Genomic DNA, 25,524 nt, shown 5'->3' on the forward strand with positions numbered 1-25,524 from the left:
CGAACATGCCTTTAACAACGATCTCCGACGCACTTACGGATGCGCGGGCGACACAAGATCGAGCGCGGCCCTCTTGCGCGACCCCGAATGGTCCGCTGCGAGCACGAGATAGACCGCGGGCAGAACAAACAGCGTGAACAAGGTGCCGATGGAAAGGCCCGAGGCGATCACCAGACCCATGTTGAAGCGCGACGCCGCGCCCGCGCCCGCCGCCATGATGAGCGGGAAGACGCCGAGCACCATCGCCGCGGTGGTCATAAGGATCGGACGCAGGCGAATGGACGTGGCCTCCAGGATCGCTTCCCGTTTCGACATCCCGCTGTGTTGCAATTCATTGGCGAACTCGACGATCAGAATGCCGTGTTTACTGATCAGGCCCATCAACGTCACCAGGCCAACCTGGGTGTAAATATTGATGCTCGCGCCGCCAAAGCCGAGCATGATGAAAACCAGCGCGCCGGCGATCGACATTGGGACGGATACGAGAATGATCAGCGGATCGCGGAAGCTCTCGAATTGCGCGGCGAGCGCCAGAAAGATGATGATGAGGGCGAAGCCAAAGGTCACCGCGAAGCCGCTCGACTCCTGAATGAACTGACGCGAGGGTCCGGCATAGTCGATCGTATAAGTCGCGGGCAACGCTTGGCGCGCGATCTCTTTGAGCGTGTCGAGCGCCTCGCCGGCGATGACGCCAGGCGCGGCCACGCCAGAAATCGTCACCGAATTAATCTGCTGGAAATGATTGAGCGACTCGGGAACGATGGCGGTTTCGAGCTTGGCGACGGTCGAGAGCGGCGCCAAGGAGCCGTCCGCCGTCTTGATGTAATAATTCAAGATCTGATCCGGATTCAGTCGAAACCGTTGGGCGACCTGCGGAATGACTTTGTACGAACGGCCGGCCAGCCCGAAATATTGCGTATAGCCACCGCTCAGCGCGGTGGTGAGCGCGCCGCCGACGTCGATCATTCTCAGGCCGAGCTGCGCGGTCTTTTCGCGGTCGATGACAAGCGACAACTGCGGCTGATCAATCTTGAGATCGGTGTCGAGGAACATGAACTTTCCCGTCGCCAGAGCTTTCGACAGGAATTCGCGGGAGATGCCGTCCATCTTCTCGAAAGGGTCGGTGCTCTGGAAGACGAATTGAATCGGCAAGCCCATCGAGCCCGGAAGCGGCGGCGGCTGAAAGGCGACGAAGCGCACGCCGGGTACAGCGCTTAGCTCCTGCTGGAGCATATGCTGTAAGTCCTCCGCCCCGACCTTGCGCTCGTCCGCAGGCTTGAGCACGACGCCGGACAGATTCGCCGCCGGCGAATTGATCTGGAACACGCTGTCAGTCTCTGGATGCTTGGCGATGATCTTATATGCCTGATCGGCGTAGTACAGCTTTTGTTGGAGAGTGGCGTTGGGCGCCGGAGTCGCCTGCGCCAGAATGATGCCCTGATCCTCGTTTGGCGCGAGTTCGCTCTTGGCGCTGGCGTAGAGCCAATAGATGCTCGAAAGCACCAGCCCGCCGAAGACGAGCGTCACCGGGACGTAATTGAGGGAGGAGTCCAGTAGACGGTGATAGCGATCCCGGACGGCGTCCATCCGCGCGTCGATGTAGCCGACGATGCGGGACTCAAGCGTCTCCTCGCCCCGGTTCGGGGGCTTGAGCGCGAGAGCGCAACTCACCGGCGACAAAGTGAGCGCGACGATGCCCGACACGGTGACCGCCGCCGCCAGAGTGAAAGCGAATTCGACGAAGAGCGCGCCGGTGAGGCCGCCCTGAAAGCCGATCGGCACATAGACGGCGATCAGCACGATCGTCATGGCGATGATCGGTCCGGCGAGTTCGCGCGCCGCCAGCAGCGCGGCGTCGACAGGCGTCAGGCCTTCGCCGAGATGCCGGTTGACGTTTTCGACGACAATGATGGCGTCGTCGACCACGAGGCCGATCGCGAGCACCAGCGCCAGAAGCGTCAGCAGATTGATCGAGAAGCCGAGAGCAAGGAGAAACGTCAGCGCGCCGATGAGCGAAAGCGGGATCGCCATGATCGGGATCAGCACCGAGCGCCACGATCCCAAAAACACGAAGACGACGGCGGTGACGATGAGGACCGCTTCGATCAGCGTGTGAATCACCTCGTCGATGGAGCTGTTCACGAAATTCGTCGTGTCGTAGACGATCTCGCTATTCAAGCCTTGGGGAAGCGCTTTGACAATGTCGGGATAGGCGTCCTTGACGCCTTTGACGACATCGAGCAAATTCGCGTTCGGTGCCACCAGAATGCCGATATAGACCGCCTGCTTGCCGTCGAACGACACCGAGGATTCATAATCGTCCGCGCCGAGCGTGACATTGGCGACGTCGCGCAGCTTCACATTGGCGCCGTTCACCTGCTTGACGACGAGGTTGCGAAACTCCTCGAGTGAATGGAGCGACGTCGCCGCCGAGAGATTGACCTGAACCCATTGGCCCTTGGTCGAGCCGAGGCCGGCGATATAGTCATTGCTCTGGAGGGACGCCGCCACTTCGCTGGCGGTGAGCCCATAGGCGGCGAGCTTCACCGGATCGAGCCAGGCTCTGAGCGCAAAGGTCTTGCCGCCGATAAGCTCCGCCGTCTGCACGCCCGGCACCGATTGCAGACGCGGCTGCACGACGCGGATGAGATAGTCCGTCACCTGGCTCGGCGTGAGGATGTCGCTGTTGAAGCCAATGTACATGGCGTCGGTGGTTTGGCCGATCTTGACGGTGATGACGGGACGCTGCACGGCCTGCGGCAATTGGTTGAGCACCGAATCGATCTTGGTGCTGATCTCGGTGAGCGCCTTGCCGGAATCATAGTTCAACCGCAGATTGGCGGTGATCGTGCTCACCCCGATCTGACTCGTCGAGGTGAGATAGTCGATGCCGTTCGCCTGCGCGATGGCGTTTTCGAGCGGCGTCGTGACGAAACCGGCGACGGTCGCCGGATCGGCGCCAAAATAGTACGTCATCACCGTGACGACGGCGTTTTGCGTGCGCGGATATTGCAGCACGGGCAAAGTCGCCAGCGATCTCAGGCCAAGCACCAGGATCAGCAGGCTCACCACGGTGGCGAGCACCGGGCGACGCACGAAAATGTCGGTGAAACGCATCTTGCGGAATCTCCGTTCACTGATCCACGGGCTTGGGAGAGTCGTCGACAGGCGGCGACGGCTCTTTCGAAATGGCGAGCGGCGCGCCGTTGCGCAGCTTGACCTGACCGGCCGTGACGACCGTTGCGCCTTCGGGCACCCCTTCGAGCACCGAGACTTCGTCGCCGCGCGTCTCGCCGAGCCGAACGAACGCTTGATGCGCGACGAGCCCGGAGCCTTGCGGCGCCTTCTTATCGGCGCTCTCCTCGCTTTTTTGTGCAAGGAACACCGAATTGCCGAAAGGCGCATAAACGATCGCCGTTTGCGGCAGCGTGATGAGGCGCTGGGGCTTGCCGGTCGCGATTTCCACTGAAGCGAACATGCCGGGCCGCAGCTTGCGTTCAGCATTGGCGAGGCTCGCGCGTATCTGCACGTTGCGACTCGCGAGATCCACCTTGGAGCTGATGGCGTCGATCTTGCCCGTAAAGCTCTGGCCGGGAAAGGCGTCGACGGTCGCCGCGATGGTTTGTCCGACCGAGACGCCGTTCAAGTCCTGCTGCGGCAGGACAAAGTCGAGAAAGATCGGATCGAGCGCCTGCAAAGTCACGATCACCGTTCCGGCGCCGATATATTGGCCAAGATCGATCTGGCGGATGCCGAGCCTTCCGGCGAAGGGCGCGAGCAGGGTCTTTTGCGCGATCACCGCCTCCTGCTGCACGACCTGGGCGTTGGCGCTTCGCAGATTGGCGATATCCGTATCCACAGTCGCCTGACTCGCGGCGCGGATTTTGAGCTGCGACTGGTCGCGGCGCAGATTGATGGCGTTGAGCTCCGCGGTGGCTTTCAAGGCTTCGAGTTGGGCGTTGTCCGTATCCTTGCGCAGCTCGATGAGAATTTGTCCCGCCTTGATGTCCTCGCCCGACTGGAAGTGGATCTTCTCGACGATGCCCGAAGTTTCGAGCGCGAGGTCCGCGCCATTGACGGCGCGGAACGTGCCGATCGCTGAAAACTTCGGGCGCCATTCCTGATAGGCGGCCGTCGTCACCGACACGGTCTGCGGCGGATTGGCCATGGAGGCGAGGAACCGCCCGATCATCATCGAGCGGAAACTGACGAAGCCGTAAAGGCCTGCGAACACGAGGGCGACGATCGCCAGCATGATCATCATGGGCTTGAACATCGATCCGAGACGGTCTTGCAAAAGCGTGTTAACGGGCACGGGAGCGTTCCTCAGCCTCGGCGCGTATCGCCGCGGCGATCGGCAGGGTTGAAATGAGATCGGTGGGTTTGGGAAGCGACGCCGGCGTCTCGTCGAGGCGATTCCACCACCCGCCGCCGAGCGCCTGCATCAGCGCCGCGGTATCCGAGAAGCGCGCCGCCTGCGCCTGGACGCGATTGAGACGAGCGTTGAGCAGGGTCTGCGCGGCGTTGAGCACCGTCGGATAGGTCGTCGAGCCAGCCAAATATTGGGCTTGCGAAATATCCAGGCTTTCGGCGGCGGCCTTTTCGGCCGCAACCTGCGCACGCAGCGTCGCCGCGTCATGCTTGATCGCCTGCAAGGCGTCGGCGACGTTCTGGAAGGCGCTGATCACGGTGGCGCGATATTGCGCTTCCGCCTGTTCCAGCGCGGCCAGCTTCGCCTCGCGCTGATGGAATAGTTTGCCGGCGTCGAACGCCTGGCCGGAGAGCTGCGTCGCAAGATTGTAGACCGAGGTCTGCGGCAAGAATAATTGCGAGAAATTCGAAGCCTGACTGCCGCCATTGCCCGTCAGCGTCAGCTGCGGCAGCATATTTGCCGTGGCGACGCCCACATTGGCGCTCGCCTGATGCAACTGAGCCTCCGCCGAAAGAACGTCCGGGCGCTGGCGCACCAGATTTGACGGCAGGCTGAGCGGCAGATCCCGTGGTAGATGCAGATGCTCAATGTCGATCGCTTCGCCCTTATCGTCATTGGGAAAACGGCCGAGATAGGCCATGAGCTGATTGCGCGTCTGCGCGCGCGCTTTTTCGAGCGGCGGCAGCGTCGCTTGCGCCTGCGCGACGAGCGCCTTTTCCGACACCACGTCGGCCGCGCTCACGGCGCCGAGCTCGAAGCGCTTCTGCAAGATGTCGAGTTGCTTCTGATAGGCGGCGATGAGATCGCGCGTGACCTTGATCTGCGAGGCGTAGTTGGAATCGGCGATCGCAGCGGTCACCACATTGGCGGCCAGCGCCAGATAGGTCGCCTCAAGCTGGAATCGCTGATACTCGGCCGCGGCGAAATCGCTCTCAACCGTGCGCATCGTCTTGCCGAAGACGTCGGGCGTGAACGACACGGCGACATTCGAATTATGGAGCGTGTAGAGCAGCGCCGTCGCCCCGCTCGACGACGAGCCTTGCGATCCGCTCGACGAGGAGCTTTGCGAGAAGCCGCCGAATTGCGCCGTCGTCATTTGCGTGCGCGCGACGCTCTGGCTCAGAGTGGCCGACGGAAAGAAGGACGCCGCATCGGCTTCCGTGGTCTCGCGCGCCTGGCGCAGCGCCGCTTCGGCGGCGGCGATGTTGGGATGATTGGTCACCGCCTCGGCCACCAGCGCCGCAATCTGCTTGGAGCGGAACAGTCGCCACCATTCGCCCGGAATATCGCGGCCAGGAACGAGCTTTTGCGCGCCGCCGCCCGCGATGGGCGCCGATTGGGTGATGTTCGCTGGCTTGCCCGCTGCATAGCCCGCGCCCAGGGGCGCCTCCGGCGCGACAAAGTCGGGGCCGACAGCGCAGCCGGAAAGCAACGCGGCAAGCAGAAGCCCCAGCGCTGCCGCCCTGCCCTTTGATTTCAATGTCCCTTGGCGTCGATCGCTCTGGGCGATGTTTCGCGCCTTCGGGCTTTCGAGCGGAAGAGCAAGGCGATCCCCCACATGAGGGTTGAGCAACGGCCGGGATATTTGAGGCGCCCTCCAGCTCATATCGGACCCAGGTTAAACTGAACGGTTCAGTTTTATGCTTGCCCTTTGGCGCGTGTCAACGTTAAATTGAACTGGATCGTTTAGTTTGAAACTTTTCGAAAGTGGGCCGATAGATAAGTCACACCACCGGCGTTTGCCGGTTCAGGCTCGGCGGAGGCGTGGGGAAGAGCGGATGGCGCGGGGGCAGAGCCTTGAAGAAAAAGTCGGCGGCGTCGCCGCGATGAAGACGGAAATCGAGGAACCCGCCATGAAGAGCCCGTCGACGGATCTTGCGACGGCGGCAGGATCGACAGAGGCGCATGTTGCGGGACGGAAGGAATGTTCCGTGATCGAGGCCGCGCGAAAATTATTCCTCGAACAGGGCTTCGCCGAGACGAGCATGGACGCGATCGCGCGGTCCGCTTGCGTGTCGAAGGCGACGCTTTACGCTTACTTTCCGAGCAAGGAAGCTTTGTTCGCCCATTTGATCGAAGCGGAATGCCGCCTGAAAGCGAGCAGGCTGAAGATGCCCGATCTCGACATCGGCCTTGTCGAGGCGCTTCGAAGCTTCGCGCGTCAATTTGTCGAAGTGTATTTGACCCCGGAGTCGATGGCGTTCTTTCAGGCGATTTCCAGTGAGCGCATGCGCTTTCCGCAACTCTGCAGGCTCTTCTTTGAAAGCGGGCCGAAAAACGAGCTCATGCGCGTCGCGGCGTTGCTCGAAGAGGCCAAAGACCGCGGCCTGCTGACGTTCTCAGACGCGACAGAAGCCGCTAGCCATTTTTTGAGTCTTGTCCGCGGAGACCTGCCACTTCACACGGCGCTTGGTCTCGAACCGAGAGCCGAAGCCTCCGCTAACGCGATGGTCGATGCGGGAATTGATGCTTTTCTGAGAGCATATAGGCGAGAGGGAACTTCGCGCATTACAGCGAGATGTCGCAACAAGACCGCTTCAAACTGATTGTACGACGCGATTGCGATGGGCGAAGCATGACGAGTAAACCGCCAATTCGATGGATACTCTTGCTTGCCGCCATCGTCGCGGGCGGCTGCTTCCCATGCCGGGCGGACGATGCGACAGCGGGAAAGAAAAGTGTAAACGAACAATCCGTTCCGTCACGCGGTCTGCCCGCGGAAGTCGTCACCAATCATACGATCACGCTCAACGGCGAGAAGGTGGCGTTCACGGCGCGAGCAGGCGCCGTGCATCTGCGGGACGCTCAAAGTGATGCGCCGCAGGCGGATGTGGCCTACGTTTCTTATGAACGCGCGGGCGCGGAATCGCTCAGCCGGCCGATTGCTTTCGTCTTCAATGGCGGACCCGGCGCGGGCTCCGCCTGGCTCGGTCTAGGCGCGCTGTCGCCATGGCGGCTTCACATGGCCAACGCGCTCTCGCCATCGGCGCCGCCCACGATCGTCGAGAACGCCGAGAGCTGGCTGACGTTCGCCGATCTGGTGTTCGTTGATCCGCCGGGCACAGGCTACAGCAAAATCCTTGGCGACGGCGAGGATCTCAGGAAGCGATTCTTCTCGGTCCAAGGCGATGCCGACGCGCTTGCAGTCGTCCTTCGCAAATGGCTGACGACACACCGGCGCCTGGCCTCCCCCAAATATCTTGTCGGCGAGAGCTATGGGAGTTTTCGCGCCGTCAAACTGGTGCATGCGCTGCGAGAGCGCGAAAGCGTGGGGGTGACAGGTCTCATTCTCATCTCCCCAGTCCTCGACTTCACCTGGTTGGACGCGCGCAATCTTCTGTCCTTCGCGGCTTACTTACCTTCGTTTGCAGCAGTCACGCGCGGCGCAAAGGATCGAGCCGCCCTTGCCGACGTCGAGGAATATGCCGGAGGCGCCTATCTGACCGATCTGCTCAAGGGGGTGCGGGACGCCGACGCTCTGTCGCGGCTGAGCGCCAGGGTAGCGCAATTCACTGGTCTCAACAGCAAGATTGTGTCGCAGCTCGGCGGCCGTGTGCACGTCAAGACGTTCAGTCGCGAGCGGGCCCGTGACGACCAGCGGATTCTGAGCGCTTATGATGGGGAAGTGGCCGGCTTCGACCCCGCGCCCTTTTCCCAGGAGAGCGACTGGGAGGACCCAGTGCTTGACACGCTGCGCACGCCCCTGGGCGCCGCCATGAGCCGGATCGTGACCGAAAAGCTAGAGTGGCCAATAAACGACGCGCGATATGAAATCCTCAATGCGCAAGTTGCGCACCAATGGGATTACGGGCGCGGTGGGCGCGTCAGCGCGGAAGCGGTCTCAGACCTGCGCGAGGCGTTGGCGCTCGATCCGCGGCTCAAGGTTCTCATCGTGCACGGAATTACCGATCTCGTTACCCCCTATTTTGCGACGAAACTCTTGCTGGACCAGCTTCCCGCCTTTGGCGACGGTTCGCGCGTGCAGTTCGTTGTTCTGCCCGGTGGGCACATGCCTTATGTGCGGGATGAATCCCGTCGGGCTTTACGCGACACGGCGCGAACGTCCATTGAACGGAATTGACAAACAACGCCGACGCCGACACTTCGAGGCGCGTTCGAACAGCCTCTGTTCAAACATCCAGTCATGCAATGCGACGATCGAGTAAATGACGTCCAGTTTCGATCTTCGCAAACTCGGAAGCAGGATACGGCCAATGGCCCTCGACACTCGCAGCGCGTGGAAAGGCTTTATCGCGGTCGCTCTCGCCGCCGCGATGGTAGTCGCCGCGACGATGTTCCTTTTCAGGGCGGAAAGCGCGCCGATCAAGGTCGGCATCCTGCACTCGCGCTCGGGGCCGATGGCGATCAGCGAAAATTCAATGGTCGACGCGGAGCTTCTCGCGATTGAGGAGATCAATGCGAAGGGCGGCTTACTGGGACGCAAGATTCAGCCGATCATCGCCGACGGCAAATCCGATTGGCCGACCTTCGCGAAAGAGGCCGAGCGCCTGATCACCGAGGAACACGTATCCGTGATTTTCGGATGCTGGACCTCCGCAAGCCGTAAGACGGTTGCGCCCATTATCGAAAAATATGGTCAGCTCCTGGTCTATCCCATGGCCTATGAGGGACTCGAACAGTCGCCCAACATTATCTACACGGGCGCGGCGCCTAATCAGCAGGTCATTCCGGCGATCAAATGGAGCCTCGATCACATTGGCAAAAAATTCTTTTTGATCGGCTCGGATTATGTTTGGCCGCACAGCATCAACGAAATTATGAAGGACACGATCCGCGCGCTTGGCGCGGAGCTTGTGGGCGAAGACTATATTTTCTTCGGAAGCTCCAACGTCTCTCGGGCGGTCCAAAAAATCAAGCTGGCGCAGCCGGACGTTATTATCAGTTCGGTCGTGGGCGATTCCAACAAGGCGTTCTATCAGGCGCTGACCGACGCTGGGTTTTCCGCTGATAAGGCGCCGGTTGTCTCCGTCAGCATCGGCGAGGAAGAGCTTCGCAGCCTACCGATTGCCAACCTCCAAGGCCATTACAGCGCCTGGAGCTATTTCGAGGCGATCAAGAAGCCGGCGAACGAGCGGTTTGTTCGCGCCTTTCGTGAAAGATATGGCGCCAACCGTGTGACGGGCGACGTTATTGCGACCTCATACTTCAGCGTCATCTTATGGGCGAAGGCGGTCGAGGAGGCGCAGTCCTTCGACGTGCAGAGGGTCAAACGCACCATGCTGACCGAGACCCTTGATGCGCCGGAAGGTCTGGTGTCGGTCGATCCTTACACGCAGCATACGTGGCGGTCTTTCTCTGTTGGTAAAATTCAAACTGATGGCCGGATCGAGCTTGTCTGGACGATCGATCGTCCGATCCGTCCCGTGCCCTATCCGCCGACTCGCACGAAAGCCGAGTGGGAGGAATTTCTAACCGCCTTGTACAACAGATGGGGCGGCAGATGGGCGAATCCGACAGAGGCGGACTGATCCATGAAGCTTCCCAGGCTCGATTTCCTTCGGCGCTCCATCGGCGCCAAGATCATCTTCTGGTTCCTTGCGATCAACATCGTCTCCTGCGGCCTCCTCGCCTGGCGAACCTATGACATTTCACGAGAGTCTCTCGAGCAGGCGATTCAAACGTCGTTGCAGGTTGTCGCCAAGAAGAAAGTGGAGCAGCTGGAGACTCTGACGCTTGAAAAAATCAGAAGCGTCGAGTCTCTGATGCACAGCGCCTCGATTGGCGAGGCCACCCGGGAATTTTCCGAAGCCATAAAGACGAGCGGGAGAGACTCGGAATCCTATCGCCAAGCTGTCGCGAAACACGGCGCGGTTCTCAAGCGTTTTTCCGACACGTTCAACTATGTCGACTGCGCGATTGTCTCTCCCGAAGGCTTCATGCTTTTCGAGCAGTCGGACCCTGCCCTTTTCAACCCAAGTTCGCTCGGCGGACCGCTCAAGGGAACGGAGCTTTCGGACACGATTAATCGCGCGCGCACATTGCTGCAGGCCGAAATTTCGGCGTTTCAGATCTATCCGGGGCTAAAAGAGCCGGCCGCCTTTATTGCGGGTCCTGTTCTGGAAAACGGCGTCGTGATTGGCGTCGTCGTCTTCCAGCTCGATAACCAGGAGCTTTACAGCCTCATCAACGACTACACAGGTCTCGGCGAGACAGGAGAGGTGCTGGTCGCCGCCCGCTTCGATCAGGGCCAAATGGTCGTGGTCAATCCGCTGCGGAACGACGCTTCCAAGGCTTTCAGCATCAGGGCGCCGCTCGATGGCAGCGCTTTTCCTGCGCTCGCTCGGGCGCTCGCCGGCGTCCACGGCTCAGGCCTCTTCGATGACCGCTTGAACAGGCCAGTCGTCGCCTCATGGACCTATGTTCCGTCGTTTCGCTGGGGCATGGTCGTACAGCAGAGCACGAAGGAGGCCTTCGCGCTCACCAGCGCGCAAAAAGAGGCGACGCTCTGGCTGCTGTTCTTCATGATTCCGCCGATTATCGCTCTGGCCATGGGCGTCGCGCGCACGATCACCAAGCCCATCAAGACCGCCGTCGGCGTCGCCGAGAAGGTCGCGGCGGGGGACCTCGACGTAAAATTCGCGATCGGCAGCCGTGACGAAACGGGGCTCCTGCTGACGGCGATCCGCTCGATGACCGTGGAGCTGCGCGGACTTTACGATTCCATGGAGGACAAGATCCGGGCGCGCACGCGCGAACTTCAGCTCGCGAACGAGGAATTGTCAGTTGCGCGCGTGGCGGCCGAGGAAGCCAGCAAGACAAAAAGCGCTTTTCTTGCAAACATGAGCCATGAGCTGCGCACGCCGCTCAACGCCATCATCGGTTATAGCGAAATGCTTCAGGAGAACGCGATCGACGACGGCGATCCAGAGCCGATCGAAGACCTGAAGAGGATCGAGAGCGCGGGCCGGCACCTGCTTGGGCTGATCAACGACATTCTCGATCTTTCCAAAATCGAAGCCGGAAAGATGGAGGTCTTCATCGAGAGGGTGGAGATCAGGCCTCTCGTGAATGAGGTCCTTTCAATTGTTCAGCCCCTCGCCGACAAGAACGGCAACGCGCTTGAGCTCTGCTGCCCGGATGACGTGGGCGGCTTTTTGTCCGACGAAACGAAGGTCAAGCAGTGCCTGCTCAATCTCATGAGCAATGCAAACAAATTCACGAGCCAGGGAAAAGTCACTTTGACCGTCGAGCGGGACGCCGACGCTTTTGTGATTTTTCACGTGTCGGACACGGGGCTCGGCATGACGCAGGAGCAGCTTTCCCGCCTGTTCCAGGCCTTCACCCAAGCGGACGCCTCGACCACGAAGCGTTTTGGAGGGACAGGGCTGGGGCTCGCGATCACCAAGCATTTTTGCGCGGCGCTCGGCGGCGATATCTCCGTTGGGAGCGCGCTGGGCGCAGGCTCGACCTTCACGATCAGGCTTCCGGACCGGCAGGAGCCTCTCGCGACGAAGAAACGGGCCGAGCCGACGTCGTCCCGGCCTCTCCCGACGATACTGGTCGTCGACGACGACGCGACCGCGCGCGACCTGCTCACACGGACTTTGGAGAACAAGGGCTATCACGTCATCGCCGCCCGCAATGGGCTGGAAGCGCTGGCCCTGGCGAGACAGCACAGGCCGAATGCGATCACGCTGGATGTGATGATGCCCCAGCTCGACGGCTGGAGCGTGCTCAGGCAGCTCAAAGAGGATGATGAGCTGCGGAACATCCCCGTCATCATGGTGACGATTCTCAACGAGCGCGCTCTGGCGATTCCGCTCGGGGCGGCGGAGCTTTTGACAAAGCCAATCGACCGTCAGCGCTTGACGGCCCTGATGACACAATATTGCGCGGCATCGAGCGAAACGACGGTGCTCATCATCGAGGACGACTCCGCGACGCGCGAGCTTCTTTGCCGCTGTGTTTCGGGCGCTGGCTACAAGGCCGAAGCCGCCATCAACGGGCAGGATGGGCTCGACTGGATCGCTGAAAATCCGGCGCCGGACCTGATCCTTCTCGACCTGATGATGCCAAATCTCGACGGCTTCGGTTTCTTGAGAGAATTGCGTAAGCGCCGCGCCTATGACCATTTGCCGGTCATCATCGTCACGGCGAAAGATCTCAGCGAAGAGGATATGCGCAAGCTGAAAGAATTCGGAGCCGACATCATCACGAAGGACCATGACTATCTTGAGGAGCTGGTGACGATTATGCGTCAGTGCCTCAATCCCAGCGCGGCGGACGCCGTCCAAGCGCATTGACATTGGAGACCGGGTCGGTGGTGAAGATTTTGCTTGTCGAAGATAATGAAATGAACCGGGATATGCTGTCGCGGCGCCTCAGGCGAAATGGCTATGAAGTCGTGATCGCCATAGATGGCCAGCAGGGCGTCGATATGGCCGCCGCCGAATCGCCCGATCTCATCCTGATGGATATGAGCCTGCCGGTCATCGATGGCTGGGAGGCGGCCCGCCGGGTCAGAGAAAACGAAGCGACGCGCAAGATTCCGGTCATCGCCCTCACCGCCCATGCGATGGCGGGGGACCGGGAGAAGGCGATCGAAGCGGGATGCGACGACTATGACACGAAACCTGTCGAGATCACGCGACTTCTGGGCAAGATCACGGCCCTGATTCAATCTGGCGCTTAGCATCGTCTGATCGATTGTCGTCTCGAAGCCTCCGTCTCCAGATGCACGGCCGCGTTCCTGTAGCCGTCATCGTAGAGCGAACTCTGGCGACCCCACCGGTTGAGACATTTATGAGAAATACGAGTCACGCATCTTGGACGGCGGACGTTGGCGCGTTCCGGCTTTCTGGAAAAATAACATGACGTCGCATGACTTCCGGCCGGCCGCCGACAGGAGCGATCGCGCACTGCTTGCTTATGTGCAGCAGGAGCTGAGCGCGCCTGCAGAGGCGATTGCAGGCTATGCGGAAATATTGCTGGACGAGGCCGAAAGGAACGGTCACGGGGAATTTCGTGACGACCTCGAAAAAATCCACGCCGCCAGCCGTTCGCTGATTGATGTCATCGCGTCACTCGTCAGTCGGTCGCGCGAGCCGACGCGCGGGCCAGGCGAGGATTCCGAGGACTATCGTCGCCACTTGCGGCACGATCTGCGCACGCCCATCAACGCCATAAAGGGTTATGGCGAGATGCTGCGCGAAGACGCAGCGGGCGTTGACGACGCGCAGGCGCTGGTCTCGGACCTCAATCGACTTTTAGAGGAAGCGTCGCGCCTGCTTGAGCGTATCGACGGCCTGGTCAGTTTTTCACTCCCCGAAACCGAGGCGGCGACGGACGCCGAAGTCGGCTCGGGACCTGTTTCCGCCATGGTCGCTCATCGCTTCGTCGCCTCTGTCCAGCCGATCTCAGAAAACGAAGCCGACAGTGTCGCCGTACGGCCGAGTCGCATCCTCGTGGTCGACGACAACGCGTCTAATCGCGAGCTCCTGAAGCGCCGTCTGGAACGACAGGGCCACTCTGTCGCGCTGGCTGAAAATGGGTCTTGCTCGCTGGAGATGTTGAGGGAGGCGCCCTTCGATCTCATTCTCCTCGATCTGCTGATGCCGGATATCAGCGGCTTCGATGTTCTTTCGATCCTCAAGTCTGATCCTGCGTTGAGAGACATTCCAGTCATCGTGATATCGGCCTTGAACGAGATCGACTCCATCGTCAGATGCATCGAAGCGGGCGCCGATGATTATCTCGAGAAGCCTTTCGATCCGGTGCTCCTTCGCGCGCGCATCGGATCGTCACTGGAGAAAAAGCATCTACGGGACCGGGAGCGCGAGGCGCTCGAAGCGTTGCGCATCGAAAAAGAGCGCTCCGAGCAGCTTCTCCTCAACATTCTTCCGGCGCCGATTATCGCGCGTCTGAAGAGCGGCGAAACGGTCATCGCGGATCATGTCAGCGACGTCACGATTCTGTTTGCGGATTTCGTCGGCTTCACCGAGCTCTCCTCCAGGCTGCCGGCTCCCGAACTTGTTGGCGTATTGGGAAGCGTTTTCTCGGCGTTTGACGGGCTCGCGCTTAAATTCGGCGTCGAGAAGATCAAGACGATTGGCGACGCGTATATGGTCGCCTGCGGGCTCTTCGGCGATCGGGGCGATCACGCGCACGCCGTCGCGGACATGGCGTTGGCGATGGCCGAAACACTGGACATTCTCAACGATACTTTGCCGACGCCGCTCGAGATCAGGATGGGCATGAACTCCGGCGACGTCGTCGCGGGCGTCATCGGCGCGCACAAGTTCATTTACGATATTTGGGGCGATGCGGTGAACATTGCGAGCCGGCTGGAGTCGAACAGCCTTCCGGGCCGCATCCAGGTTTCAGCATCGACCTACGAGCATCTGCGCAGAGACTTTGTTTTGGCGCCGCGCGACGGCCTCGAAATCAAAGGCAAGGGCGCCATGGAAGCGTTTTTTCTGACCGGGAGAAGGTAGGGCGCAGCCTCCCGGTTGCACTATAAGTTTGTGGGACTGGGGCGTCACTCTTCTCGGTAGAGCAGAAGCAAGAGGCCCGATAAAATGAATGCCATGGGCCAAACATAACCAGCAATTCGACCTGCGGACGTGTCCGACAAACGTATTTCCAGCCAGCGCGCGCTCGCGGAGACAACCCCGAGCAACGCGATAGGCGTATGACTGATCGCGACCAGAACCTCGTCTTTGCCTTCCGTGTGTCCATAGTGCGTCAACAGAAACGCTGCCGCCGCGCCGGTTGTTATGGGGAAGACGAAGGCTGGCCAGTCGGATCTAAAGCGTTCGCGTCGAACCTGCCATTCGAATATCGCAAAGGTCGCAATAAGGACCACAATGACTTTGTGTTGGACGATCTGAGGATCACGAAGGCTTTCGAAGAACCCTATGGGTCCGAGGGGCCATGCGGTTTCATCGGCGCGAATGACCAGAATGCCGCCAAGCATCAAAAATAGCAGAGGCCAATGACGCGCCGCCGACGCGGTTTTGCGATGGCGCTCCAGCAAGGCGAAAAAGCCCATGAAGACAACAAAAACGCCCGCCAAATGATGATTCATCTCCGCCCAGGCGATATCCGCCGCGCTGGGTGGGCTAGGCGTTCGTGGTTCGGCTACGCTGAAGACTGTTTGCGCAGCGGACAGCTCGGCATACGCTGGACTATAAAAACTCGGCCAACGCGGGGCGAAACGCGCCGTGATCTCAGACAGACTCGTGCGCTCCGCGCCGCCGTCCGTCGGGAGCGACGCAGATGCAAGAGCGGCGGCGCAAAACAGCGCAACCAGGCCCAGCCCCACCTCCACCTCAGCGAAACGCAATAATCTTCTGATGGGCGTGGAAGAAAGCCGCCACAGTCTGCGCGTTGTCGAAAGATTTGCGGCGGCAAAGCATAGCAGGCCAAACAGCAGTATAATTTTGGTGCTGAGCAGCATTCCGTAATTCGTTTCATACAACGCGCTGAGATCCGACGTGTGGCGCGTCATCATCAAGAGGCCGGCGGCAATCAATGCTCCCACGGACCACATGGCGTTCCGCGAGAATTTGGAGGCGAGCAATCGCCGCGCCTCGCCGCTCTTGGTCATTCCGAGCGCGACCAACAAGAACGGAATGCCGGCGATCCAGATCGCCGCTGCGAGCACATGCACAATCTCGGTCGTCACCAGCAACGCCGAGGCGACGGGGCGGCTCGCGGCATGTGTCACGCCCACATGCGCCCACGCCAGCAGCAACGCTAAAGCGACTGCGCCGCCCCTCCACATGAAAAAGACGCGGGCGCCGAGGCGGGCGTAAAGCGCCAGTGCGCCCGACAGGATCATGGCGATGAAATGACTGACGACGGCGTCGGCGCTGGCTGCGACGGCAAAGTCCACCTGCAACGTTCCGACGAGCATCGCGGTCAGCACGCCCACGGCAACGATCTCGCCGAAGACCGAAGCACAGCAGCTCCAAAAAAGTAATGCGCAGGCAACGTCGCGCAATTGGCGCCTCTTCGGCGTCTATTTTTCCTTCAAGAGGGGACAGAACGAGCGTCAGAAACGCTACGCCACCCACGATGATCGCTTGCGTGGCGAGGAGATATGCGCGCAGCACGAGGTCCAAAAAGCCGTACAACGCAATGAAGGCTTGCATATTCAGCGTTCCACGCGAAAGTTCAGCCTGCCTTGCGTCAGGTGGCCGTCAAGGCTCAGTATTTGCCACTCGAGCGTATACGCGCCCGACCTCAAGTCCGGCGCTCTCGCTTTTAGGCCCTCGGATACTGGGCTCGTTTCGAGAGGCTGAACGACGCTTTGGTCGGCGGCCTTGAGAAGGGTGAGACGCGAAAGCTTCGAGTCAATACGGCTATTGAACCGAAGCTGAATGACGACTTCTCCGCTTGGAACCGTTGCGCCATCCTGAGGCGAAGCCGAGATGAGAGCCGCATGTGCGAGGCAGGGAACGCGCACAAGCGCGAACGCAAGGATAAGCGACAGTAGAAACGCTAATTTTTTCCGTGGGATCATCGTGAGTCCTCGTTAAAAACCAGCGCCTTTCGGCTTTAATTGTCATTGCATCTAAGTCACGCGCGTATAGCGACAAGCGGAGCATCGTCCATGTTTGTTGCGGTTTCTCCTCGGGCGTCTTGCCGAACGCGCCTGCCCCACCCTGCAGATCGTTCGCGCGTTTGCTCTCGGTGTTGATGCAATGACGAGGGCCATTGTCGTCGCCGTAGAGGGCTCGTAACCGAAGCCCAGTGCGCGAGGCCTGCGCCTTCAGCGCCGCAGCCCTAACGCGCATGGCGCCTAACGCCCTTTGGACGAACGACAGGAAAAGCGCGCGCGCCTATTGTCGATCGCGACGGGCGAACCAGTTCAGCAACAGGTTGATGAGTAAGCAACGAAGCGCCTGTTTGGCGTCGCATGGTTCAGACACAACAGCGATCAAGGTGTTTCGCGGCGGGGAAAGAGATTGTCGTCAAAACTACGTTGCCCTGCTGAGCGCGAAGAAGCGCGAGCAGCTTGCGGAACTGATCCGCTCGGCGCGCTTGTTGAAGAAAGCGCGTATCCTATGGAAGGCGGATGTCTTGCTGACAAACCTTTCTGAATGCTAGGCGCGATGGTCGTACCGATTTTTCCCTTTGGCGATAATCCGATCTGGTTCAAGCTCCTGATCGTCGCCATCTGCCTTTACTTCCTGGGTCAATCCCTGCGCAGCGAAGGCTTTTACAAGAGCGGGAGTTTCGTGCGTTCCGGGGGGATCATCGCTTTCATTCTATCGGGGCTCGCCTTGCTTTTTTCGCTCATCCCCTTTTGAGCCGCGCTGCATGAACAACCCGGCCAGCAACCCCATCAAGGCTCCCACTGGCCCCGTGACGAAGGCAGATGTCATCACGATCTCAAGATCCTTATCGTGCGCGTTGCCAGAGAAAAGCGCGACGAGGACTCCTCCCAGGGCTGCTCCAGCGGCATAGCCGGCCAGCAGGCCTAATAGGGCGAAGAAGACTCTACGCATTTTGGCTTTCTCCTCTGGCCTGTGTGCGGCCGAGCAGGACTCTGTGCGAGTCTGGCCGACGTTCCTGCCAAAACAAACGAACGTTGCGTCCGGACGGCATTCATATGTTTAACTTGCGATGCTGGTCTCGGCGCGACTGATCTTCGCTTCGGCCGACGCGAGTGGATCAAACCCCAATTCGACGTATCGTGACACTGACGGCTTTGGTGCGACTTGATCGTTATTTGATGATCCCATCCTCGAGGTTGATGATGCGATCGGCAATATCCAATATTCTATAGTCGTGGGTAACGATCAGAATCGTGGTTCCATTCTGCTTGGCGAGGTTTCTCAAAATCTCGACCGCCTCATGGCCGCTATTCTTATCGAGAGACGCGGTTGGCTCATCTGCGAGCACGATCTTCGGCCTGGAAACCAAGGCGCGCGCGATCGAAACGCGCTGGCGCTGTCCGCCAGAAAGCTGCTGCGGCCGATACTCCAGACGCTCTTCCAGTCCGACCTGAGTCAGAATTTGACGCGCGAGCCCGACCCGTTGCTTTTCAGAAAATAAATCATGCAGCTCAAGCGCCATGCAGACGTTCTCTGTGGCGGTCAGCGAGAGGAAGAGATTGTGCTGCTGAAAAATATATCCTGTCTGCCGCCGCACCGCGATCCGCGTGCTGGTTTCGCTGCGCACCAGTTGTTCGCCGAGTACGACGACGCTTCCGGAGGTCGCAAGCCTCAGCCCTCCCAGGATGGTCAACAGCGTCGTCTTTCCGGAGCCAGAGGGCCCGGTGAGAATAACGATTTCGCCGGTTTCGATGGAAAGATGAATGTTTGTCAGGACCTGACGACGCAACTCGCCTTGTCCAAAAGCGAAATTCAAACCCTTCACCTCGATCATGCTCATGAGAACATGTCCGCCGGATCCGTCGACTTCAATTTGCGTATCGCCAGTAAGCCGGCCAGCGCGCACATTGTCAGAATGAAAAAGAAGACGCTGGCGATACGCCAGAGGGTCATTGGGAACGGGATGAAAATAGAGCGTTCCGCCACTTGATAGAGCAGCGTGGACAGCGCCATGCCCGGCAGAAACCCGAATACGGCCAGGTATATCGACGAAGCAAAGACAATGTTTCGCAGATAAGACTGGCTGTATCCCATGGCCACCAAAGTGGCGTATTGCGGAATGTTGTTTCCAATATCCGTGAACAAGATCTGATAGACGATCACCATGCCAACGATCAGGCCCATGAGCGTGCCGAAGCCGAAAATGAAGCCGAGCGGCGCCGAATTCTCCCAGTAGGCTTGCTCGAAGCGGACGAGCTCCTCATAGGTTAGGACCTGCACCTCCTGCCCGACGAGTCGCAAGAGTGCGGCTTGCGCCGCGGCGATGTCGGCGCCCGGCGCCAGCAGGACGAAGCCGATGTCAATCTGATCGAGGGATCGCGAAGGGAAAACGCGATGAAAGTTGAGATCGCTCATCACGACATTGCCGTCGGCGGCGAAAGTGGTGCCCATATTGAAGGTGCCGACGAGCTTTACTTTGCGACCGTTTATTTCGGTGATGTCGCGCCCGGAGGCGATCAACTCCTTTATCGGACCAAACTCCGGGCGCGAGGTCACGTCGAAGAGCGCCGTGTCCTGCCGCTGCAGCTCGGATCTGAACGTCGCAAATTCGTCGATATGAATAAGCTCGGCCGTGGGATCGTACCCATAAATCATCAGCGTCCGCTGGATATGGGTGTCCATATTCTTGAACTGCCCGAGCGACATGTAGAGCGGCACGACTCGCCGCACCGCCGGAAGGCCCAAAGCGCGCATTAGGATGCTGCGTTCGAAGGAGACCGGGCGCCAGAGGGCTTCGGTCTGCTTGTGCAGCAGAAACAGCTGGCCCTGCATTTTCAGCGGCGCGGAAGACGCACTGGTGTAAAGCGAGTCTCGAAAGCCAAGTTGCATGAACACGAGGACGCAGGCGAACAGCACGCCCAAAGTGGCGGCAAGCAGTTTGGGCTTGTCGTAGATGAGCTGGCGCCACGCTAATCGAGCGGCGAAGAGCGCCGGGGGTAAACCGCTCACTTTTCTATTTGCACCTGAACCTGACGGAAGAGCTGGTGCCAAAGCTGCTCGATGCCTGGACGCTCCAAAGTCAACCGCACCTCAACGATCCTATTGTCGCGGTCGGCGAGCGGATCAGCGTCGTTGACATGATTTTTGCGGACGAGAAAAGCGATCTCGCGCACCTTTGCCGGATAGGGCGCGGTCCGCTCCGGAAGTTTTACAATCGCCTTCTGACCGACTCTGACCCGTGGAATGTCGGTCTCGTAAACTTCGGCGACGACGTCCAGCTCGTTGAGATTCGCAATATCGGCCACGCCGTTGGGGCCGATGCGCTCGCCGGGGCGCGCATTGATCTTGATGACGACGCCGTCGATCGGCGCGGTCGACACCGCCTGCGACAGTTGCGCCTGTTTGAGCTCCAGATTGGCCTCGCTCTGCTGAATGCTCGCGGTCGCAACGTCGACATCCGCCTTGGCCTTTTTCAGGCGCAACTCGACGCCATCAACCACGGAAAGGGTGGCGGAGCCGGACTTGTACAGGCTCTTCTTGCGCTCGGCGTCCCGCTGGGCGCTCTCGAGTTCGGCCTCAGCTGCCAGGAGTCGCGCCTTGGCGGCGCTGATTTCCGCCGCGGCGAGCGCCACTTCCGCTCGGCGACGACGCCAGTCGGAGAGCACCGCGATCCGGGTCCCCGCCTTGATGGCCTGGCCTTCCCGCACCAGTATTTCGCCGACGACGCCGCCGGTCGCGGCCGCCTCGTTCGACACTCGGATGAGTCGCGAGCGCGGTTCGATCCAGCCCAGCGCGCCAACGCCGAGGGCCGCGGGAGCCCACGTCGCTTCTTTTATCGGTTTGGCGGGCGCGTCGTCGGCGCCCACGAAATACGCCCAGACGAAAAGCGGCACGCCGATGGTCAACGCTGCGATGAGAAGGATCTGCAGGATCAATCGCAGGGAAATGCGACTCCGCAGCAAACGTTCCGCCCGATGCAGAGCCGCGCCATCCGACATTCCGAAACGAAATTCGTGGTTCATTTCACCCGCCGCCATGCCGTTATCGGGATTTAGACATTGCCGCCGCAGTCTTCAAACGCGTTCTGTTCCAGGCTCATCTTCGACAACGCAACCGCTTATTTCTCGTCCTGGACGCCTGAGCCTTTGCGATATTAACGCCGCGGCGGACTCCGCGCCATCGTTTAATGCGATTTCATCAGCGACCGCCCTCGCACGATCAGCATAACTAGCCGACGACAAGAGCGGTTCAATGTTCCGCGCCAATTGATCAGCGGAGACGTCCTTAGCCTTCAGCGTACGGGCAACGCCAAGTCGCCTCAGGCGCTCAGCGATATCGAATTGGTCGTTACAAAAGGGGGTGACAAGTTGTGGCTTGCCGGCGCGCAGCGCCTGCCCAACAGATCCCATTCCGCCGTGATGAACGATAGCGCAACATCTGGGAAACAGCAGCGAATGCGGGACGTAGCCGTGCACGGAAATCTCGGAAGACATCTCTTGTCGCAATTTGTTCACATCGGCGCTATCCGCCAAAAGAATAGCACGCCTGTTGAGGGATCGAGCTGCGATGGCGCAGGCTCGAAAATAGTCTATCCGATCGATCGCGACGAGGCTCCCAAGCGTGAAGACGATAGGTTCGGACCCTGAGTCCAAAAATTCTATTAAATCAGACGGAAGCCCCTCCGGGTCGGACCCGCCCGCTGGCGTGTTGCACCCGTCGTGGAAACTATGTCCAACAACAATTTCCGACCGTGTCCGCTTGGACGCCGGCGGCATCAGGAGCGAGCTGAACAACCCGATCGTCGCTGCTGCGCCCGGAGCGCCCACCAAAAGCTCAAACCCGCGCACGCCAGGCAAACCCAGTTCATCTCTGAATCGCGCAAGCGGCGAAGCCAGGAGAGTCAACGCCGCTTCGAGCGTTTTTAGCAGGAGCCCGTTATATCCGACGGCGAGCGGCGACCGAGACGTCATGAACGGCGCCGGCGTCCCTAACGGAGGATTGTCCGCAGAAAACAGCAGCATGGGCGAAAGAAATACGTTGAAGAGAGGAAGATTCCGCTGTTCCGCAGCGGCCTTAGCGCCGAACGCTAAGCAATGCGTCACGACGCCATCAACATCCTTCGTCAGTTCCATGACGTCACGGTAGGCGTCGCGAAGATGTGGAAACATCACCTGATCAAATAGAAATCTTTTACTCCGCGACATTTTGGTCGCGATCTCACCCTTCTGCATATTGAGCCGCGATGAGATTTCTCCCAGATCCGGTCGCATAGGCCGGAAGTCGAGCCCTTCGCTCTGCACCAGATCCCGATATTCTTCTGACGTGGCGATGACCGGGACGCACCCGTGCCGCTGCAGCGCGCGCCCTAGTCCAATAAACGGATTCACATCGCCAAGCGTGCCAAAGGTCGTGATAAGGATCTTCGGGCGGTCTAGGGCCATTGGATCACTTCTTTTTTGGCGGCACGGCTCGAGACCTGCGGCCGCCGAATTTTATCGAAACCGAAATGGCGCGCCATCAGCCAGTCCATGAGGCGCGCCGGTATGAGCAGCTGTGCGTAGTAGTGTAAGGCGCTGCTGCCGAGCACGAGAATGCGCAGCGGCGGCCGCGGCCCGACGAGCGCGCGATGGACCGCTTCGGCCACAACCTCTGGCCCGACTGCGGTGCGCCCCTGGTCCACCGCCCATTTCTGCACGCGGCGCGCGGCTGGGCCGTAGATCGTCCGGTCGAAGGCGTCGAAGGCGGCCGATTCCGCCTTGTCCCAGATCGGCGTGGCGATCATGCCGGGCTCAATCACCACGACCGCGATCCCATAGACCGCCAATTCGCGGCGGAGCGCGTCGGACATCGCTTCGAGCGCGAATTTCGAGGCGCTGTAGGGTCCCATCAACGGCCCGACCATCCGGCCCGCCACCGAGCTCATGTTGACGATGCGGCCCGGCGGCTCTCCCTGAGGGGCGCGGGCGCCGAGCAGCGGCGCGAAGGCCTGCGTCACCCGAAGCTGGCCGATGACATTGACTTCAAACTGGCGGCGCAGCTCCTCGACCGGCACATGCAGCAGCGGTCCCGCCACGGCCATTCCGGCATTGTTGACGAGCCCCGCCAGCGTCCCGCCCTGAAGCCGGTCCTCGACCGCAAGGGCTGCCTGCGCGACCGCATCGCCGTCGGTCACATCGAAGAAGAGCGGCGCGTAATTTTCACCGAATTGCGCCTTCAGACGCTCGGCGTCGGCGGCCGTGCGCACCGAACCGAAAACCAGGAAGTCCCTTTCGACGAGCAGCCTGACGCAGGCTTCGCCGATGCCCGTCGATGCGCCCGTAATGACGACGGCCCGCTTCGCGCCCTCGCTCATGCGGAAATCCCCTGCGCTTCGAGCAACCGCGTCGGGCCTTCGCTCATTGAGGCGTCGCCTCGCTCATCTGTCCGCCGCCCGGCGATGGGTACAGACGGGCCTCGCTGAGCCGCGCGAGCCTTAAGCCTCGCTCTTCCAGCATGTCCGGTAGACGCGGCGAGAGCAGGAAGGCGAGCTCCTGCTCGCGGGTGACGGTCACCCAGTCTTGGGCCCTGAGCTCGTCGTCGACATGGCCAGGATGGCACATGACGAGATGGCGGCGCCCCGGCGCGCGAAGATAGGTCTCGAAGGCTCGTGCGTAGTCCTTCCCCGGATCGAAAACCGAGTGGCCGGAGAAACCCTCATTGGTCACGAAGCCCTGACGCAGCGCTGCGCGGCGAAAACCGGAAGACAGGCCCTGCACAGCGAGCGCCAGGGCGAGCGTTTTGGGGGCATGGGCCCCGCGCAGGACGATGCGATGCAGCTCGTCGCCGGCGTCGCGCAGCCAAACCCGACCGGCGAGCCCTCGAGCCGCCAAGGCCTCGATCAATGCGTCGCGGACGCCCGGCAGCCCATGCACATGTTGATGGCCGTCGACGTAATCCGGCGCGCGGCCCATCACCGTCTCGAAGCGGTCCAGCTGGCGATCGATCTCAGCGCGTATCTCATCCAGGGGAAGCTTGCGTCGCAGGGCGAGGCGGACGACGGTCGTGACCGGCGGAAAGCTCCCCTCCGAAGTGAAGGTCGGCATCGGTCCCAGCGGGCGGCCCAGCGTGAGGTTGAAATGCAGGCCGACATCTGCATTCCGGCAGCGCCGGCGCAATTCGACCCCCATGGCGGGCCAGCGTGGGCCATTCACGAGGGCGGAGACCGCCGTCAGCCGGCCGGCGTCCAGCGCCTCGAGAATGCCGATGCTCACCCCGTAGGACAGGCCGTAATCGTCAGCACAGATCGCGACGATGCGGTCGTCGCTCATTGCTCCCGCCCTTCGACTGCGCGCGGCCGTTTGGGAAACAGTCGCCGGAACGAAGGACCGGGATCTCGGCGAATGAGCGAGGCGCGTCTCCACTCAGCAAGTATCGGGAATCGACGCTGGCTGTTTGAACAACGCGTCGCGATGCAGCGACCGACGCCATGGGCGCCGGTGACAGTGGCTGGCAATGTCGTGAGCATCATCGTGAGCTGCTTCAATAGATGAAGGAATATGCCGAAAACGACATGCCCGCGCTGGCGACGACCGCTGCAAGCAGGTCTCCACGCGCGACGCGTTGTTCTTCGATCGCGAAGGCCATGGCCGCCGGCACCGAGCAGGAAACGAGATTGCCGCAGCGCGGGTAAACGTTCGACACCAGATGCCGCAGCTTGAACAGATCGGCGAGGTCGTCGCCCGCCTTTTGCGACGCCGCGTGAGGGAAAATCGCGCGGAGCTTGTCCAAAGGCGGATTGAGATCTTGAAACACCTGGATGAGTTCGGGGCCCGCGGCCTCAAACAACTCGTAACCGTAGGACGTAAACCGGTTGCCGTTCTTGCCGATGCGCTCAGTCTGGTTGCAATAGCCCTGAAAGCCGTTGACGGGGATCGTGCAGAGATCGGCGAGATCTGGCCGGGAGCGGAACTTGAATTTCCACTCGTTCGTCGGATCGGCTGAAAAAATGGTCGCCGTGGCCGCCTCGCCGATCGTGTATGTCGGGAACGTCCAGGTCAACTCTCCCTCGTGCCGCAGGGCGAAATTGCCAAGCCGATTGCCGGTGACGCTGAACTCGGCATTGACGATCATCGCACGCTTGCTGCTTCCCGACTGCAGAAAGTGATAGATGATCTGGGCGCCCCGCGACCAGCTGTTGCAGGCGTCCAGCACATCGAAGCAATGCGCATTCTTGAAGCCCAGCGCATGCGCCACGAGATAAGCGCCGGCCGGCTCGATGAATCCGCGTCCCACCCCAACATAGACGAGCGTGTCGATGTCATCTTTGGTGCATTTCGCTTCTTCCAGCGCCGCGTCGATGGCGCCGGTCAAGACGCTCAACGGCGTTTCGTTTTCCTCTAGCGTGTAACGCGTCTGCGCGCCGCTGTAGGTCAGCCAGCTCTCGATTCTCTTAATCGCCGCGTCGAGATCACCGTCATACGTCGCTTCGCTGCTTTCACGGACAATCTGAAGGATGTCTTCATTCGACAGCTTGCGCGACGGCAAGGCGGCCTTCACGGCATCAATGCGCATTTCTATGTTCCTCGAACT

General features: G+C 60.4%; 20 protein-coding genes. 8 read left to right on the top strand and 12 right to left on the bottom strand.

Translation table 11 applies throughout. The features are described 5' to 3' along the window. Positions 1-33 precede the first annotated feature (33 nt). The 3 genes from EHO51_RS11835 to EHO51_RS11845 are packed head-to-tail and all read right to left on the bottom strand — an operon-like array spanning position 34 to position 5,990. A complete protein-coding gene (locus tag EHO51_RS11835) occupies positions 34-3,117 on the bottom strand; it encodes an efflux RND transporter permease subunit (RefSeq protein WP_124739069.1) in 3,084 nt (1,027 codons plus the stop codon). A 16-nt stretch (positions 3,118-3,133) separates the two neighbouring features. Further along, positions 3,134-4,276, bottom strand: coding sequence for an efflux RND transporter periplasmic adaptor subunit (locus tag EHO51_RS11840; protein WP_205789016.1), 1,143 nt, complete (start codon positions 4,274-4,276; stop codon positions 3,134-3,136). Between the two features lie 28 nt (positions 4,277-4,304). Further along, the gene (locus EHO51_RS11845) at positions 4,305-5,990 is read right to left on the bottom strand and encodes an efflux transporter outer membrane subunit (protein ID WP_124739071.1); all 1,686 of its coding nucleotides are present in this window, start codon (positions 5,988-5,990) and stop codon (positions 4,305-4,307) included. A 220-nt stretch (positions 5,991-6,210) separates the two neighbouring features. On the opposite strand from EHO51_RS11845, the gene EHO51_RS11850 reads away from it, so the two are divergent. The 6 genes from EHO51_RS11850 to EHO51_RS11875 all read left to right on the top strand — a co-directional run bounded on the left by EHO51_RS11850 (position 6,211) and on the right by EHO51_RS11875 (position 14,886). After that, a complete protein-coding gene (locus EHO51_RS11850; RefSeq protein WP_245434570.1) occupies positions 6,211-6,978 on the top strand; it encodes a TetR/AcrR family transcriptional regulator in 768 nt (255 codons plus the stop codon). 29 nt (positions 6,979-7,007) lie between these two features. Then, positions 7,008-8,513 carry a S10 family peptidase gene (locus EHO51_RS11855; RefSeq protein WP_245434571.1) on the top strand — a complete coding sequence of 502 codons (1,506 nt, stop codon included), beginning with the start codon at positions 7,008-7,010 and terminating at the stop codon, positions 8,511-8,513. Between the two features lie 133 nt (positions 8,514-8,646). Next, positions 8,647-9,921 carry an urea ABC transporter substrate-binding protein gene (locus EHO51_RS11860; RefSeq protein WP_124739072.1) on the top strand — a complete coding sequence of 425 codons (1,275 nt, stop codon included), beginning with the start codon at positions 8,647-8,649 and terminating at the stop codon, positions 9,919-9,921. Between the two features lie 3 nt (positions 9,922-9,924). Continuing rightward, positions 9,925-12,696, top strand: coding sequence for a response regulator (locus EHO51_RS11865; RefSeq protein ID WP_124739073.1), 2,772 nt, complete (start codon positions 9,925-9,927; stop codon positions 12,694-12,696). 17 nt (positions 12,697-12,713) lie between these two features. Continuing rightward, on the top strand, positions 12,714-13,085 hold the full coding sequence (locus EHO51_RS11870; protein ID WP_026222544.1) for a response regulator: 372 nt from the start codon (positions 12,714-12,716) through the stop codon (positions 13,083-13,085). A gap of 178 nt (positions 13,086-13,263) precedes the next feature. Next, entirely contained in the window at positions 13,264-14,886 is a 1,623-nt protein-coding gene (locus EHO51_RS11875; protein WP_124739074.1) for an adenylate/guanylate cyclase domain-containing protein, read from the top strand. 44 nt (positions 14,887-14,930) lie between these two features. Here the strand turns inward: EHO51_RS11875 and EHO51_RS11880 are convergent, their stop codons facing one another. Then, positions 14,931-16,079, bottom strand: a complete 1,149-nt coding sequence (locus EHO51_RS11880) for a copper resistance D family protein (RefSeq protein ID WP_245434879.1) — start codon at positions 16,077-16,079, stop codon at positions 14,931-14,933. Between the two features lie 165 nt (positions 16,080-16,244). Between EHO51_RS11880 and EHO51_RS21250 the strand changes: the two genes are divergently transcribed. Continuing rightward, entirely contained in the window at positions 16,245-16,376 is a 132-nt protein-coding gene (locus tag EHO51_RS21250; RefSeq protein WP_281024482.1) for a hypothetical protein, read from the top strand. A gap of 174 nt (positions 16,377-16,550) precedes the next feature. Here EHO51_RS21250 and EHO51_RS11885 read toward each other — a convergent pair whose 3' ends face one another. Beyond that, positions 16,551-16,919: a copper resistance CopC family protein gene (locus EHO51_RS11885; RefSeq protein WP_124739075.1), complete on the bottom strand. Its 369-nt coding sequence runs from the start codon at positions 16,917-16,919 to the stop codon at positions 16,551-16,553. A gap of 592 nt (positions 16,920-17,511) precedes the next feature. Between EHO51_RS11885 and EHO51_RS20530 the strand changes: the two genes are divergently transcribed. Beyond that, positions 17,512-17,709: a hypothetical protein gene (locus tag EHO51_RS20530; protein ID WP_164479389.1), complete on the top strand. Its 198-nt coding sequence runs from the start codon at positions 17,512-17,514 to the stop codon at positions 17,707-17,709. A gap of 418 nt (positions 17,710-18,127) precedes the next feature. Here the strand turns inward: EHO51_RS20530 and EHO51_RS11895 are convergent, their stop codons facing one another. The 7 genes from EHO51_RS11895 to EHO51_RS11925 all read right to left on the bottom strand — a co-directional run bounded on the left by EHO51_RS11895 (position 18,128) and on the right by EHO51_RS11925 (position 25,506). Further along, on the bottom strand, positions 18,128-18,796 hold the full coding sequence (locus tag EHO51_RS11895; RefSeq protein WP_124739077.1) for an ATP-binding cassette domain-containing protein: 669 nt from the start codon (positions 18,794-18,796) through the stop codon (positions 18,128-18,130). Further along, positions 18,793-19,965, bottom strand: a complete 1,173-nt coding sequence (gene devC, locus EHO51_RS11900; RefSeq protein ID WP_124739078.1) for an ABC transporter permease DevC — start codon at positions 19,963-19,965, stop codon at positions 18,793-18,795. The genes EHO51_RS11895 and devC overlap by 4 nt, the downstream gene beginning before the upstream one ends. Further along, the gene (locus EHO51_RS11905) at positions 19,962-20,978 is read right to left on the bottom strand and encodes an efflux RND transporter periplasmic adaptor subunit (protein ID WP_124739079.1); all 1,017 of its coding nucleotides are present in this window, start codon (positions 20,976-20,978) and stop codon (positions 19,962-19,964) included. The genes devC and EHO51_RS11905 overlap by 4 nt, the downstream gene beginning before the upstream one ends. 51 nt (positions 20,979-21,029) lie before the next feature. Further along, on the bottom strand, positions 21,030-22,397 hold the full coding sequence (locus EHO51_RS11910; protein WP_124739080.1) for a glycosyltransferase: 1,368 nt from the start codon (positions 22,395-22,397) through the stop codon (positions 21,030-21,032). After that, positions 22,388-23,308, bottom strand: a complete 921-nt coding sequence (locus EHO51_RS11915; RefSeq protein ID WP_124739081.1) for an SDR family oxidoreductase — start codon at positions 23,306-23,308, stop codon at positions 22,388-22,390. The genes EHO51_RS11910 and EHO51_RS11915 overlap by 10 nt, the downstream gene beginning before the upstream one ends. A gap of 43 nt (positions 23,309-23,351) precedes the next feature. Next, positions 23,352-24,263, bottom strand: a complete 912-nt coding sequence (locus EHO51_RS11920) for a ChbG/HpnK family deacetylase (protein WP_124739082.1) — start codon at positions 24,261-24,263, stop codon at positions 23,352-23,354. Positions 24,264-24,474: 211 nt separating this feature from the next. Further along, complete coding sequence (locus EHO51_RS11925; RefSeq protein WP_124739083.1) at positions 24,475-25,506, bottom strand: 3-oxoacyl-[acyl-carrier-protein] synthase III C-terminal domain-containing protein; 1,032 nt, start codon at positions 25,504-25,506, stop codon at positions 24,475-24,477. Positions 25,507-25,524 lie beyond the last annotated feature (18 nt).

Source organism: Methylocystis rosea (assembly GCF_003855495.1).
In the GTDB taxonomy this organism is placed as follows: Bacteria; Pseudomonadota; Alphaproteobacteria; order Rhizobiales; family Beijerinckiaceae; genus Methylocystis; species Methylocystis rosea_A.